The organism is Streptomyces olivochromogenes, from assembly GCF_021538895.1.
Taxonomy (GTDB): domain Bacteria; phylum Actinomycetota; class Actinomycetes; order Streptomycetales; family Streptomycetaceae; genus Streptomyces; species Streptomyces olivochromogenes_A.
This window is the reverse complement of record NZ_JADDRL010000026.1, coordinates 1-13753: the sequence shown is the minus strand read 5'-3', so window position 1 is coordinate 13753 and position 13753 is coordinate 1. Positions and strand designations below refer to the sequence as shown.

The window sequence follows — 13753 nt, the reverse complement described above, 5'->3', positions numbered from 1 at the left end:
GGGAAACACGGGAACGGGGGAGCACGACAGGCGCCGGTCCGACGGTGGCCCGCGGGGGACGCGGGCACGGCGGACCGGCGCTTTCGCGTGTACGCGCGCGTGGGGGCCGTGAAGGGTGCCCGGTCGGGCACCGCCTCGGTGGCTCAGCGCCTGCCGCTCACCCGGCCCTGGAGCAGGCGGGACAGCGCCGAGTGGACGTCGTCCAGGGAACGCTCAGGCTGGAACGACTTCCAGTCCAGCGCGGCCACCAGGACCATGCCGACCAGCGCGGCCGCCGTCAGCTGGACGTCGATCTCCTCGCTGAACTCGCCGTTCGCCACGCCGTCGCGCAGCACGCCCTCCACGACGGCGACGGCCTCCTGCCGGACCACCATCAGTGTGGACTGCCAGGCCCGGTTGGTGCGCCACAGCTCCGCCACGTACAGCTGGGTGAAGGCCGGGTAGCGGTCGATGAAGACGAGCCCGGCGCGGACCATCGCGTCCAGCGCGTCGACCTTGTTGCCGCCCGTGCGCTCGGTCAGCTCGGCCGCCTCCCGCAGCGAGGCGGTGAGGAGCCCCACGCCGTGCCGCAGCAGCTCCTCGAAGAGGACCGACTTGCTCGCGAAGTTGTAGTAGACCGTGCCCTTCGCGACCCCGGCCCGCTCGGCGATCTCGTCCACGGTGGTGGCGGAGAAGCCCTGCTCGGCGATGAGCGTGACGGCGGCCTCGTAGAGCTTCTGCCGGGTGGCCTCGCGGCGGGTGCTGCCGCCGGACGTGGCGCTGCTGCTTTCCATGCCCCCGATTCTCACAGGAACGGCCTGCCCGGCGGACCCGGAACCGGGGGCCTCGGGCGAGGTCACAGGCTCAGCTCCGGGTGCAGCCGGTCCAGGGTCCACACCTGGCGGCGGCGGGCGGACAGCGCGGTGAGCGCCAGGGCACCGGCCGTGAAGGCGAACAGCACGGCGCAGGCCTGCCACACCGGGCCGAGGCCGCCGCCCGTGATCAGCCTCCGCAGGGCCGCGACGACGTAGCTCATCGGCAGGAAGGGGTGGATCGCGTTGAAGAAGCCCGGGCTGGTCTGCACGGGATAGGTGCCGCCGGCCGAGGTGAGCTGGAGCATCAGCAGGGCGAGGACGAGGATCCGGCCCGCCGCTCCGAAGCGCGCGTTCAGCCACTGCACGAGCGCCGCGAAGCACGCCGTCACCAGGCACAGGAAGCCGACCGTCCCGGCCGCCCGCGCCAGCTGCAGGCCGATCGCCCAGTGCAGGACGGACATCAGGGCCAGGGTCTGCACCACGCCGACCGCCACCACCGGCAGCCAGCCCGCCAGCGCGATCCGCCAGGCGGCCGAACCGGCCGCGAGGGCACGCCGGTTGAGCGGCGGGATCAGCATGTACGCCACCATCGCGCCCACCCACAGGGACAGCGGGATGAAGTAAGGGGCGAACCCGGTGCCGTAGTTGGGTGCCTTGTGCAGGTCCTTGGCGGCGAGCTGGACCGGGTCGGCCATCACCCCGGTGCGCCGGTCGCGGTCCTGCCGGTCGTAGTCGGGGATCTGCCGCGCCCCGTCGTGCAGCCCGCCGGCCAGCTTTCCGGAGCCGTCGACCAGCTTGTACATGCCGCCGTTGAGGTCCTCGGCGCCGGTCTTGAGCTTGCCGACGCCCTCGTCCAGGTCGGTCGCGCCGGTCCTGGCCGTGCCGAGCCCGGTGTGCAGCTGCCTCGCGCCCGATGCCACCTTGCCGGCGCCGTCGTTCAGCCGGTTGATCCGCTTGACGGCGTCGTCGATGTCCTCGTACAGGTGCGGCGAGCGGTCGGCGAGCCCCTGGGCCTGCTTCTGGAGCGTGCTCAGGTTCGCGCGGAGCGTCTTCAGGTCCCCGTCCTGGTCGGCGATCAGGGTGTTGAGGTCGTCCGCGATCGTCGCGACGTCGGCGGCGGCCTCCTTGGCCTTCTTCAGGTCCGGGCAGATGACGTCGGGCAGCGTCGCGGTCTCGCAGCGCGCCGTGTAGACCTCGTTCAGCGTGGTGGAGGCCGCGTGGGCGGCCTTGGCGGCGGTCGGGGCGGTCCTCACCAGGACGTCGAGGTTGTGGCGGACCGCCTTGGCCGAGTCGGCGACGAGCTGGGCCGTGTCGCCGATGGTCTTCTCGTTGTCCTTCACGAACGGGCCGGCCTTCGCGTAGACCCCGTTGACGTTGTCGGCCAGGGTCTGCGTGCCCTCGGCGACCCGCTTCGTGCCGTCCTCCAGGTCGCCCGCGCCCTTGTTGAGCTTCTTCAGGCCCTTGGAGAGCTTGCCGCTGCCGCTCTTGGCGTCCGTCAGGCCGTCGGCGAGGTCCTTGGAGCCCCGCTCGGCCTTCCCGATGCCGCCGTTCAGCTTGTCGGCGCCCTTCGCGGCCTTCACGGTCTCGCCGTGGATGTCGGAGAAGGAGATGAAGATCCGGTCCAGGAAGGACCGGGACGTCTTGGTGGACGCGGCCGTGCGCACCTCGCTGAACACCGTCCGGGAGATCTGCCCGACGATGTAGTTGTTGGCGTCGTTCGTCCGCACCTGGAGGGCGCCCGTCTCGGGAGAGCTGCCCGAGCTGGAGGCGACGCGCCGGCTGAAGTCGGTGGGCATGGTGAGCGAGAGGTAGTAGGTGCCGTCCTCGACGCCCCGGCGCGCCTCACGGGCGCTCACCTCGTGCCACTCGAAGGTGTCGCTGTCGCGCAGTCCCGCGACGATGTCGTCGCCCGCCGAGACCTTCTTGCCGGCCGCGGTCGCCCCCCGGTCGTCGTTCACGAGCGCCACGGGGATGCGGTCGAGCCGGCTGTACGGGTCCCAGAAGGACCACAGGTACAGGGCGCCGTAGAGCAGGGGGAGCACCGTGAGCGCGACCAGCGCGGCACGCGGCAGCTTCCCCCGGCCGAACCGCCTCAGCTCAAGCGCGGCCAGTCGCGACGAGCGCATCGCCGGCCTCCTTCCCCTCGTTGCCCTCGTCCGTCGTGTTCTTCTCGTCCGCGGCCGTGGCGTCCTTCGCGGCCGGCGCGTCGTCCGCGGACGCTCCGGTGCGCACGACGACGGCGCCCTCGGGGGCCTCGCTGCACACCGCGACGACCGTCGTCCCGGCGTCGGCCAGGGACTTCAGCAGCTTCCAGACCTCGACCCGCTCCGTGCCCGAGAGCTTCAGATCGACGTCGTCCACGCCGAGCAACTGCGGGCGCCCGATGAGGGCCAGGGCGACGGAGAGCCGCAGCGCCTCCATCCGCTCCAGGTCCCGCACGGCCGTCCGGGAACCCTTGGGCAGGTCCTCCCGGTCGAGCCCGGCGGCGGCCAGCGCGGCCTCGATCCGCAGGCCGGCCTCCAGGGACCGCTCCCGGCGCGGCCGCAGCAGCCCGCGCAGCGAGTCCCCGAACCGCCGCTGCAGCAGCGCCCGTTCGCGCAGGTGCTCGCCGACGGTCAGGGCCGGGTCCAGGTCGGTGACCCCGGCGACATGGGCCAGCGCGCTGACGCGGCGCACCGCGGCCAGCTGCTTGGGCAGCCGTGCCCCGGCCACGGTCGCCGACCCCTCGGTGGCCTTCATACGGCCGGTGAGCGCGAGCAGCAGGCAGGTGCGGCCGGACCCGGACGGGCCCTCCACCGCGATCAGCGCGCCGGGCGCGGCATCGACGGTGATCCCGCGGAACGCCCAGCCGCGAGGCCCTTTGAGTCCCAGGCCCTCGGCTGTGACAGCGACGCCGTCCACGGTCCCCCCTTTGTTTGAACCGACTGGTTTTGAACTGACTGGTCAGTGCAAAAACTAACCCGAACCTGCGATCGAAGCAAAAGCCCAGGTCAGAACGGATTGTCAGTGCCATACCTCACGATGGGCACATACGGCATCCCGTATCAGGGCATGCCGTCACCCAGACGACAGGAGGTTCGTCATGGCCAACTCGCCCGCAGCCGCCGCCCGCCGGCGCCGCGCCACCGGCCCTGCCCCCTCACTGAACGGCCCGGCGAGCGACGTGCACCCCGTGCTCCGCCGGGCCACGGCCCCGCCCGCCGCCCTCGACCTGCTCGCCCAGGCCCGTGCCGGACTGGACGAGGCCGCCGTCCTCGAAACCCCCAACGAGCGCTATGCGACGGCCCACCTGGCCGCCCTGCGCACCGCCGCCGCCGTCCTGGCCGCCCTCGGCCGCCCGGAGACCTCACCACGACGCCGCGCACGCATCCGCAGCGCCTGGGAAGTGCTCCCCGAGATCGCTCCCGAGCTCACCGAGTGGAGCGCGCTGTTCGCCGCCGGAGCCACCCGCCGCGCCCGCGCCGAGGCGGGCATCCAGGGCGCCGCCACCCGCCGCGACGCCGACGACCTGATACGGGACGTGGGGATGTTCGTCCGTATCGTCGAGCGCATGCTGGTGCTCCAGCCGGTCCTGCCCCAGCCCCGCCAGGACACGGACGGCACGCAGCCCGCGGACGGCGCCGTGGGCGCTGTGGGTCCGGTGGGCCGAGCCGCCGGAAGGGAGCTGCCGGACGCGGGCTGATCACCCACGGACCACGTGAACGCGTCGGCGCGTCCGCCGTACGAGACGGACGTGGCAGCACACCGGCGCGATGACCGGTCAGGGCACCGGAGGCAATAGGGTGGAGGGCGCCTGAGGCCTTCCCACCTCCCGTATCCCGGGCGGGGGAGGCACCCCCTTCGCGCCGCCGGGCAACAGGCGGTGCCGCGCCGAGGAGTCAACTGCCGTGTCGGACCCGATGCGCCCGCCCGTCTCCCACCACCACCCTCAACCGGCGTCGCTGCGCTCCGACCCCTCTCGGCCCCGCGCCTCTCTCCGTACCGCCGTGGTCTGGGAGGTCCTCCAGGACGCCCTCGACCGCCGCGTCAAGGCCACGGGTCGGGAGTCGCTGGACATCCTCGACACCGGAGGCGGCAGCGGCAACTTCGCGGTGCCCCTGGCCCGCCTCGGTCATCGCGTCACGGTCGTCGACCCCAGCCCCAACGCGCTGTTCGCGCTGGAGCGCCGGGCCGCCGAGGCCGGCGTCGTCGAGCGGGTCCAGGGCGTGCAGGGCGACGCCCACGGCCTCTTCGACGTGGTCGAGCGCGGCGGCTACGACGTGGTGCTGTGCCACGGCGTCCTGGAGTACGTGGACGACCCGGCCGAGGGCGTCCGCAACGCCGTGGCCGCGCTGCGCCCCGAGGGCGTCCTCAGCCTGCTCGCGGCCGGCCTCGGCGGCGCCGTGCTGGCCCGCGCCCTCGCCGGCCACTTCAAAGAGGCCAAGCAGGCCCTCGACGACCCGGCCGGCCGCTGGGGCGCGGGCGACCCCGTGCCGCACCGCTTCACCACCGAGCAGCTCACCGCGCTCGTCGAGGACGCGGGCCTCGCGGTGGGCGCCGTGCACGGCGTACGGGTCTTCGCCGACCTCGTTCCCGGCGTCCTCGTGGACACCGAGCCAGGAGCGCTCGACGCCCTGCTGAAGCTGGAGGCAGCCGCGGCGGAGAATCCGGCCTTCCATTCCGTCGCCACCCAGTTGCATGTGCTGGGCGAGAGCCGGGGGACCGCGGAGGCCTGAGGCGCCTCCCGAGGTGCGCCTGATCAGGGCCGTGGCGGCACATGGAGTACGCCACAGGCCCCCCGATCGAGGGGTTTGCGCCGTATGATCGAGGGAGACCGCCCGGCATGACGGGCCGGCCGCCGGGGAATGGAAGCCTCAGCGAGCCGGGCCGGCCATGGCGGGATTCCGGTTGGCCAATTGGCGTAGAGGGGCGGGTTTCACGGGGGCGATTCCCTGCCTATCCTGAAGGGACCCCCCGGGTCGCCCCGGCGACTGCACGATGAGGAGGACTCCGTGCCGCTCTCGGAGCACGAGCAGCGCATGCTCGAGCAGATGGAGCGAGCGCTGTACGCCGAAGATCCCAAGTTCGCGACAGCGCTTGAGGGAAACGGGCTGCGCACGTACACCCGACGGCGGGTCTACCAGGCGGTCGTGGGTTTCCTCGTAGGTATCGCGCTCCTCATGGCCGGAATGGTCGCACAGCAGATTTGGGTCAGCGTGGTGGGCTTCCTCGTCATGCTGGGTTGTGCGGTGCTCGCCGTAACGGGCTGGCGCAAGGCCCCCAAGCCGGGCGAGCAGCCCGCGGGTGCCCCGCAGCAGGGGCGCCGGCAGGGGCGGCCGAAGCGCTCCATGATGGACCGCATCGAACAACGCTGGCAGCGCCGTCGAGACGAACAGGGCGGCCACTAGAGCCTCGCTCGCGCATCCGCAGTTCTGCGCAGACGCAGTGACACGTACTGAGGGGTGACCACCCGGGTGGTCACCCCTCAGTTCTGTGCCTGCGCCGACCCCCTGCCTCAGCCCCGCTGTCCCGACGGCTTGCCCAGGCTCGGCCGGGCCGCCACGGCCCGGGCCCGCAGCGCCGTCCACCAGTCCGACACCGCCCACAGCACCCGTACGGCGGACCGTGGGGCGAACAGCGCCCGTGCCTGCGTACGGCGGTTGACCGTGGTGCTCAACGCGCTGATCACCTGGCGCGCGTCCTGCGCCAGACCCGCCATCGGCTGCGGCCGGGGAGCGTAGAGGACCTGCTCCACGGCGCCCGCCACCCGCTGCACCGCGGCACCGGCCGCCGCGTCGAGGCGCCCGAGCCGGACGATCCGGGCGGCCGCCTTGCGCGGGGTCTGCGACTCGTCCGGCGGGATGCCGAAGTCCCACGCGGTGTCGCTCAGTTCCTGCCAGACCGCCAGCGTGTGGGCCGCCGCGCCCTGCTCGGTGCGGGCATGGGCGCCCAGGCGCACGGCACGCAGCCGCAGCCGCCACATCAGCGGGGACAGCGGGATCGCCACGACGACCAGGCCGCCGAGGCCCCACAGCGCGTACTGCCACCAGTCCCGGCCGTCGTGGTGCGTGAGCTGTGCCTCGGCCGCGGACGGGCTGGAGCACGCCTCCAGTTTGCGCTGCTGCGACGTGCAGCTCTCGCTCGGCGAGACCTGTGCCGGGGGCAGTGCGGCCGCCGACCGCGAGGGGCGCACGTCGTCCGGCTGGGAGTGGCCGGGCGTGTCCGACTGGGTGTACGGCGGCGCCGTGCCCCGGGTCGGGGTCGGCTCGAAGCGGGTCCAGCCCACGCCCTCGAAGTACAGCTCGGGCCAGGCGTGCGCGTCCGTCAGACCGACCGACACCGTCCCGTCCCCCTGCGGGGTGCCCGGGGCGAAGCCCACCGCGACCCGGGCCGGGATGCCCAGGGCGCGGGCCATCGCGGCCATCGCGAAGGAGAAGTGGACGCAGAAGCCCTGCTTCTTCTTCAGGAAGTTCGCTATGGCGCCACGGCCCCGGCCGACCTCCACCTTGGTGTCGTACTGGAAGCCGCCCGTCACGGCGAAGTAGTCCTGGAGCTTGACCGCCTCCTCGTAGTGGCTCGTCGCGCCCTTGGTGACCTCCTTGGCGGTCTTCGCCACGACCGACGGCAGCGAGGACGGCACCTTGGTGTAGTCGCGCTTCATCGCCGTCGCCTCCGGCGCCGCGGCCAGCTGCTCCGCGGTCGGCTGCACGGACAGGCTGGTCACCTGGTACGTGGCGCCGCGGGTGTTCTGGCCGTGGTCGCCGACGAGCGTCATGCCCACCGGCTCGTAGCGCCACTTGCCGCCGATCTTCACGCTGCTCGGCGGGTACGGCATCGGCAGCCAGTCCTGGGCGTACCAGTCCGCCGCCGAGACGGTCGTCGTGACCGTCCTCCGTTTGATGTCGGGGCCGAGACCGACCGGCGTGGGCAACTGCTTCGGCACGGCGACGATGTGCCGCTGGGACGGCTTCCAGGTGGTGCCGTCGAAGTCGTCCAGCGAGACGATCCGCAGATACAGGTCCGAGATGTCGTTCGTATCGCTCTTCAGCGACATGACCTGGCGGTTCTCGTTCACGTTCAGGCTGTCGCGCAGGGACACCAGGGGGTTGACCGCGGAGATCGTGCCGCCGTTCCCGTTGCCCGCACCCACGCCCGCTCCGGTGCCGTCGAGCAGGCCGCCCTGCATCGCCGGCAGCGCGAGCGGCACCGCCAGGGCGACACCGAGCGCGACCGCGCCGATGCGCCGGCCGGTACGGACCGGCGCCACGGCGCTGCCCTCCGGCCGGCCCGGCGTGCGCTGGGCCCCGCCGAAGACCCGGCCCCACTGCGCGAGCCGCTCCCGGCCCTCGGCGAGGAGCAGCATCAGATAGCCGGCCGCCGCGATCAGGAACCACAGCCAGTCCGCGGCGCCGTCGGACAGGCCGGCGGCGACGGAGTACAGCGCGAGCAGTGGCAGACCGGCCGGGGCCGCGCTGCGGAAGGTCACCGCGAGGGTGTCCACGAGCAGCCCGATCAGCAGCACGCCGCCGATCAGCATCAGCCGGATGCCGTCGGACACCGGGGCCGGGATCGCGTACTCCTGCACGTCGTTCGAGCCCTGCTGGAACAGGTCGGCGAAGTGACGGAAGGCGTCCGGGCCGGGGATCAGGCCGATGAGGGCGTGCTCCCGGGCGAAGACCAGGGTCAGCAGCATCAGCGTGACGAGGGCCTGCGCCGCCACGGTCAACGGCCGGGCCAGCGGCACCCGCCGGGTCGCGGCCCCCACCCCCGTCTGCACCGCGACCAGGAATGTCGCCTGCAACAGCCACGTGGGCTGGTCCACCAGCGGCAGCAGCGAACATGCCGCCATCAGTGTGGCCGCCGCCGCGCACAGCGACAGCCGCGCCCGCCCGCTCATGACAGAGCCTCCCCGCCGCTCGCCGCGACCAGGCCCGAGCGCTCCCGGTCCGCCTGGCGCCACAGTTCGTTCAGCGAGGCGCCGCGCGGGACGCTCACCGCCGTCCAGCCCGCCTCGCGCAGCATGCGCAGGCGCTCGCCGTGCTGGCTGTTGGGGCCGGGCACGTCCGTCGGCTCCCGCATCCACGCGTCGGGGTCCAGCAGGAAGGCGACGGCGCCGCCGCTGCGCTGGCGCATCTTGGCGACCACCGCCGCCTGTTCGTCGTCGAGGTCGCCCAGGAAGGCGACCAGCAGTCCCTCGTTGCCGCCGCGCAGCACGTCGTAGGCCCGGGACAGGCCCGTGCCGTCCGAGTGGTCGATCACCGCGAGGGTGTCCATCATCAGTCCGGCCGCGTCCGCCGTCTCCTGGCTGGCGCCCGCGAAACCGTCGCCGCCCTCGCCGGGCACCGCGTTGCCGGTGTCGGTCAACAGGCGCACCGAGAAGCCGCGTTCCAGCATGTGCACCAGGACCGACGCGGTGCCCGAGACGGCCCATTCGAACGCCGAGTCCGGGCCCGCGCCCCCGAAGGCGATGCCCCGGGTGTCGAGCAGGACCGTGCAGCGGGAGCGCTGCGGCTGCTCCTCCCGGCGCACCATCAACTCGCCGTAGCGGGCCGTGGAACGCCAGTGGACGCGGCGCAGGTCGTCGCCGTAGCGGTAGCCGCGCGGGATCACGTCGTCCTCGCCCGCCAGGGCCAGCGAGCGCTGCCGCCCGTCGCCGTACCCCTTCGCCTCGCCGCTGAAGCGGACCGGCGCCAGGGCATCCACGCGCGGGATCACGGTCAGGGTGTCGAACGTCGAGAAGGACCGGGTCAGTTCGCACATCCCGAACGGATCGGTCAGCCGCAGCTGGAGCGGGCCCAGCGGATAGCGGCCGCGCAGGTCCGAGCGGACCCGGTAGGACACCTCGCGGCGGCCGCCCGGCTCCACCCGGTCCAGGACGAACCGGGGCCGCGGACCGAGGACGTACGGCACCCGGTCCTGGAGCATCAGCAGTCCCGTGGGCAGCCGCGAGACGTTGTCCATCCGCAGATGGACCCGGGCCTCGCTGCAGGCCGGTACCCGCGAGGGCGAGAGCCGACGGCTGCCGGCCACCCGGTAGCGGGTGCGGTAGAGCACGCCCGCGCAGATCAGGGGCAGCGCGGCCAGCAGCATCCCGACCCGCAGCAGGTCGCTCTGGCCCAGCACGTACGCGCAGATCGCGGCGGCGACCCCGGCGGCCAGGAAGGAGCGCCCGCGCGTGGTCAGCCCGGCCAGGGCGGTACTGACGCCGCCTCTCTCCTCACGGTCGGCCTCCGTCTGTCCGGTCCCCCCGGCCGTCATCACAGCCTCCGCGGCGGCTGCGAGGGATAAGCCGGAGCGCCGCGGCCCAGGCCGCCGAAGCCGCTCTGCTGCTGCGGCGCGGCGGGCACCGGAATGCGCTGGAGGATCTCCTGGACCACCTGCTCCGACGTACGCCGGTTGAGCTGGGCCTGGGCCGTGGGCAGCAGCCGGTGCGCCAGGACGGCGACGGCGAGGGCCTGGATGTCGTCCGGCAGCGCGTACTCCCGGCCGCTCAGGGCCGCCGACGCCTTCGCCGCGCGCAGCAGGTGCAGCGTGGCGCGCGGGGAGGCACCGAGTCTCAGGTCGGGGTGCGTGCGCGTGGCCGCGACCAGTTCCACCGCGTACCGGCGGACCGGCTCGGCGACGTGGACGGTCCGCACGGCCTCGATCAGCTTCACGACGTCGTGCGCGTGCGCCACCGGCTGCAGGTCCTCCAGCGGGCTCACCCCGCCGTGGACGTCGAGCATCTGCAGCTCGGCCTCGACGCTGGGGTAGCCCACCGAGACCCGGGCCATGAAACGGTCGCGCTGGGCCTCGGGCAGCGGGTACGTGCCCTCCATCTCGACCGGGTTCTGCGTGGCCACCACCATGAAGGGGCTGGGTAGTTCGTAGGTCTGCCCGTCGATGGTGACCTGGCGCTCCTCCATCGACTCCAGCAGCGCCGACTGGGTCTTGGGCGAGGCGCGGTTGATCTCGTCGCCGATCACGATCTGCGCGAAGATGGCGCCCGGCTTGAACTCGAAGTCCCGACGCTGCTGGTCCCAGATGGACACGCCGGTGATGTCCGACGGCAGCAGGTCGGGCGTGAACTGGATGCGTCGCACCGAACAGTCGATGGACCGTGCCAGCGCCTTGGCGAGCATCGTCTTGCCCACGCCGGGGACATCCTCGATCAGAAGATGCCCCTCGGCGAGAAGTACGGTCAGCGAAAGCCGTACGACCTCGGGCTTGCCCTCGATCACTCCTTCCACCGAACTGCGGACACGCTCCACAGTGGCGGTCAGATCAGTGAGGCTCGCTCGATCGTCATAGGTCGTCACCCGGCCCTCCTCGGCCCGTTCTTACTCCGGGCCGTCGCTCTGCGATGCGGACCGGCCCACCCCGGAACACGGACACCACGCGGGAATGGTTCCGCGTGACGTCACTCCCGCATTCTTGCCGCCGTTACCGATTCGTGTCACTCGACTGTGGACAACTGCCCGCACTATGTCGGACTTACGGCCCTTTCGACCGGCCTTTCGACGTCGGACGGCGGGATGTCGTCGGGGCGGGGGCCGGTCCGGAGCCGGTCAGGCCGGGTCGATCTCGCGCAGCAGACCCGTCCTGACGTCGAACACGAAGCCGCGCACGTCGTCGGTGTGCAGCAGGAACGGCGAGGTGCGCACCCGCTGCATGGACTGCCGTACGTCCTGGTCAACGTCCCGGAAGGACTCCACGGCCCAGGCCGGACGCTGGCCCACCTCCATCTCCAGCTCGACCCGGAACTCCTCGGTGAGGGACTCCAGACCGCAGCCGGTGTGATGGATCAGGACGACGCTGCGGGTGCCGAGCGCCCGCTGGCTGATCGTCAGGGAGCGGATCACGTCGTCGGTGACCACGCCGCCCGCGTTGCGGATGGTGTGGCAGTCGCCGAGTTCGAGGCCGAGCGCGGCGTGCAGGTCGAGTCGGGCGTCCATGCAGGCCACGACGGCGACGTGCAGAACGGGACGGGCGTCCATCCCGGGGTCGGTGAAGGCGGCGGCGTACCGCTGGTTGGCCTCTACCAGGCCGTCCGTGACGGTGTCGTCGCGGGTTATGGCGCCTTCGGGCCCGGCGGGAACTGCTGCAGAAGTCGTCATGGTGACGACGTTACTGTTCACCCGCGTTCCGGTCCTGCTGTGAGAGTGGACAAAGAACGTCATCGTGGCTTGTTGTGAGGTACCCCACACGGAGGGCAAACATGGGCCGGACGGGTGAACAGCGCCGAAATCGCGCTCCGGCCGAGGTGCGGTGCGCGACGCGCAGGCCGGTTGATTGACCGCGAGACAGGGTGGACTAAAGTGACGCGAAGCGGGAGGCGAGGCTCCCTGCTGGACTGAATTCCACCGGAGACCCCGGCACCCGCCCGGACCGTCTCCCCACGTGCGCGGCGCGTACGTACGGCTCGGCCTCCTCCCGCTCCCGGTCGGCTGACGCTTCCGGCGCCGGCAGGCCTCCCCTTCACCGAGCGGGTGGGGACCCGGCGGTGCGTGCGGCCGCGCCGGACCTGAGAGGCCCCCTTGAGCCAGAGTCGACACGTCCCGGTGATGCTCCAGCGGTGCCTGGATCTGCTGGCACCCGCCCTGGAGCGGCCCGGAGCGGTGGTCGTCGACTGCACCCTGGGCCTCGGCGGCCACAGCGAGGCGCTGCTCACCCGGTTCCCCGAGGCCCGGCTCGTCGCCCTCGACCGCGACAAGGAGGCCCTGCGGCTGTCCGGCGAGCGGCTCGCGCCCTTCGGCGAGCGGGCCACCCTGGTGCACGCCGTCTACGACGAGCTCCCCGACGTACTGGACCGGCTCGGCATCCCGCGCGTACAGGGCGTGCTGTTCGACCTCGGCGTCTCCTCCATGCAGCTCGACGAGGCCGACCGCGGCTTCGCCTACGCCCAGGACGCACCTCTCGACATGCGCATGGACCAGACGACCGGCATGAGCGCCGCCGAGGTCCTCAACACCTACCCGCCCGGTGAGCTGGTGCGGATCCTGCGCGCGTACGGGGAGGAGAAGCAGGCCAAGCGGATCGTCGGCGCGATCGTGCGCGAGCGCGAGAAGGAGCCGTTCAGCAACAGCGCGCGGCTCGTGGAGCTGATCCGGGACGCGCTGCCGCAGGCCGCCAAGCGCACCGGCGGCAACCCGGCCAAGCGCACCTTCCAGGCGCTGCGGATCGAGGTCAACGGAGAGCTGTCCGTTCTGGAGCGGGCGATCCCGGCCGCGGTCAAGACGCTCGACGTGGGCGGGCGGATCGCCGTGCTGTCCTACCACTCGCTGGAGGACCGCCTGGTCAAGCAGGTGTTCGCGGCCGGTGCCGCGTCCACCGCGCCGCCCGGACTGCCGGTCGTGCCCGAGCGCTACCAGCCCCGGCTCAAGCTGCTCACGCGCGGTGCCGAACTTCCCACCGAGGAAGAGGTCGCCGAGAACCGCCGGGCGGCTCCGGCGCGGCTGCGCGGGGCCCAGCGAATCAGGGAAGACGTCGTATGAGGTGCGTGAGTGAGCGCGGTCCGGGGACTCACCGGAGGGCATGTGAGTAGGAAACCCGAACTGAAGGGGAGGGCCGCCCGCCTCGCGCGGCTCCTGCCGGCCAGGTCCGCCCAGGCGGCCAAGACGCCGTTCGTCCTCCTCGTCGTCCTGCTCCTCGGCGGCGGTCTGATCGGGCTGCTCGTGCTGAACTCGGCACTCAGCGAAGGGGCGTTCCAACTCGACGACCTGCGCAAGCAGACGAAGAACCTCACCGACGAACAGCAGGCCCTGCAACGCGACATCGACGCCTACTCCTCCCCCGACGCCCTCCAGCGCCGCGCCCGCGAGCTCGGCATGGTCCCCGGCGGCGACCCGGCCTTCGTCGACCCCGGCGGCACCGTCAAGGGCGTCCCCAGCCCCGCCGCCCTGCGGCCCACCGCGACCACCCCCCTCGCCCCCGAGGCGATCACCGCCCCGCCGCGCTCCGTGGCCGCGACCCCGACCACCACCGCGACCACCACCGCGAAG

12 protein-coding genes are annotated in these 13753 nt (G+C 72.5%); 5 read left to right on the top strand and 7 right to left on the bottom strand.

Features of this window, described 5'->3' with window-relative positions; genetic code table 11:
- Window positions 1-143: 143 nt before the first annotated feature.
- From IPZ69_RS15620 to IPZ69_RS15610, 3 genes are all read right to left on the bottom strand, one after another.
- Window positions 144-773, bottom strand: coding sequence for a TetR/AcrR family transcriptional regulator (locus tag IPZ69_RS15620; RefSeq protein WP_235454721.1), 630 nt, complete (start codon window positions 771-773; stop codon window positions 144-146).
- Window positions 774-835: 62 nt separating this feature from the next.
- Window positions 836-2920, bottom strand: coding sequence for a YhgE/Pip family protein (locus IPZ69_RS15615; protein WP_235454720.1), 2085 nt, complete (start codon window positions 2918-2920; stop codon window positions 836-838).
- The gene (locus IPZ69_RS15610; protein WP_235454719.1) at window positions 2892-3695 is read right to left on the bottom strand and encodes an ATP-binding cassette domain-containing protein; all 804 of its coding nucleotides are present in this window, start codon (window positions 3693-3695) and stop codon (window positions 2892-2894) included. The genes IPZ69_RS15615 and IPZ69_RS15610 overlap by 29 nt, the downstream gene beginning before the upstream one ends.
- A gap of 181 nt (window positions 3696-3876) precedes the next feature.
- On the opposite strand from IPZ69_RS15610, the gene IPZ69_RS15605 reads away from it, so the two are divergent.
- The 3 genes from IPZ69_RS15605 to IPZ69_RS15595 all read left to right on the top strand — a co-directional run bounded on the left by IPZ69_RS15605 (window position 3877) and on the right by IPZ69_RS15595 (window position 6181).
- A complete protein-coding gene (locus tag IPZ69_RS15605) occupies window positions 3877-4476 on the top strand; it encodes an SAV_6107 family HEPN domain-containing protein (RefSeq protein WP_235454718.1) in 600 nt (199 codons plus the stop codon).
- A gap of 205 nt (window positions 4477-4681) precedes the next feature.
- Window positions 4682-5509, top strand: coding sequence for a methyltransferase (locus tag IPZ69_RS15600; RefSeq protein WP_235454717.1), 828 nt, complete (start codon window positions 4682-4684; stop codon window positions 5507-5509).
- A gap of 276 nt (window positions 5510-5785) precedes the next feature.
- The gene (locus tag IPZ69_RS15595; protein ID WP_235454716.1) at window positions 5786-6181 is read left to right on the top strand and encodes a DUF3040 domain-containing protein; all 396 of its coding nucleotides are present in this window, start codon (window positions 5786-5788) and stop codon (window positions 6179-6181) included.
- A gap of 107 nt (window positions 6182-6288) precedes the next feature.
- Here the strand turns inward: IPZ69_RS15595 and IPZ69_RS15590 are convergent, their stop codons facing one another.
- The 4 genes from IPZ69_RS15590 to IPZ69_RS15575 all read right to left on the bottom strand — a co-directional run bounded on the left by IPZ69_RS15590 (window position 6289) and on the right by IPZ69_RS15575 (window position 11869).
- Window positions 6289-8670, bottom strand: coding sequence for a transglutaminase TgpA family protein (locus IPZ69_RS15590; protein WP_235454715.1), 2382 nt, complete (start codon window positions 8668-8670; stop codon window positions 6289-6291).
- Complete coding sequence (locus tag IPZ69_RS15585; protein WP_235454714.1) at window positions 8667-10031, bottom strand: DUF58 domain-containing protein; 1365 nt, start codon at window positions 10029-10031, stop codon at window positions 8667-8669. The genes IPZ69_RS15590 and IPZ69_RS15585 overlap by 4 nt, the downstream gene beginning before the upstream one ends.
- Window positions 10031-11071, bottom strand: a complete 1041-nt coding sequence (locus IPZ69_RS15580) for an AAA family ATPase (protein WP_235454713.1) — start codon at window positions 11069-11071, stop codon at window positions 10031-10033. Before IPZ69_RS15580 ends, IPZ69_RS15585 begins: the two co-directional genes overlap by 1 nt.
- A gap of 249 nt (window positions 11072-11320) precedes the next feature.
- Window positions 11321-11869, bottom strand: coding sequence for a beta-class carbonic anhydrase (locus tag IPZ69_RS15575; RefSeq protein WP_235454712.1), 549 nt, complete (start codon window positions 11867-11869; stop codon window positions 11321-11323).
- A 420-nt stretch (window positions 11870-12289) separates the two neighbouring features.
- Between IPZ69_RS15575 and rsmH the strand changes: the two genes are divergently transcribed.
- Both rsmH and IPZ69_RS15565 read left to right on the top strand, forming a co-directional pair.
- Window positions 12290-13246 (top strand): 16S rRNA (cytosine(1402)-N(4))-methyltransferase RsmH, encoded by a 957-nt coding sequence (gene rsmH, locus IPZ69_RS15570; RefSeq protein WP_235454711.1) that lies wholly within the window; start codon window positions 12290-12292, stop codon window positions 13244-13246.
- A gap of 42 nt (window positions 13247-13288) precedes the next feature.
- Window positions 13289-13753, top strand: a 465-nt coding sequence (locus IPZ69_RS15565; protein ID WP_235454710.1) for a septum formation initiator family protein, incomplete at its 3' end; no start/stop codon positions are given.

Bases quoted from the DNA above. Each gene is read 5' to 3' on its own strand.
- IPZ69_RS15585 (WP_235454714.1), bottom strand. From the start codon at position 10,031: ATGACGGCCGGGGGGACCGGACAGACGGAGGCCGACCGTGAGGAGAGA.
- IPZ69_RS15605 (WP_235454718.1), top strand. From the start codon at position 3,877: ATGGCCAACTCGCCCGCAGCCGCCGCCCGCCGGCGCCGCGCCACCGGC.
- IPZ69_RS15575 (WP_235454712.1), bottom strand. From the start codon at position 11,869: ATGACGACTTCTGCAGCAGTTCCCGCCGGGCCCGAAGGCGCCATAACC.
- IPZ69_RS15615 (WP_235454720.1), bottom strand. From the start codon at position 2,920: ATGCGCTCGTCGCGACTGGCCGCGCTTGAGCTGAGGCGGTTCGGCCGG.
- IPZ69_RS15590 (WP_235454715.1), bottom strand. From the start codon at position 8,670: ATGAGCGGGCGGGCGCGGCTGTCGCTGTGCGCGGCGGCGGCCACACTG.
- IPZ69_RS15620 (WP_235454721.1), bottom strand. From the start codon at position 773: ATGGAAAGCAGCAGCGCCACGTCCGGCGGCAGCACCCGCCGCGAGGCC.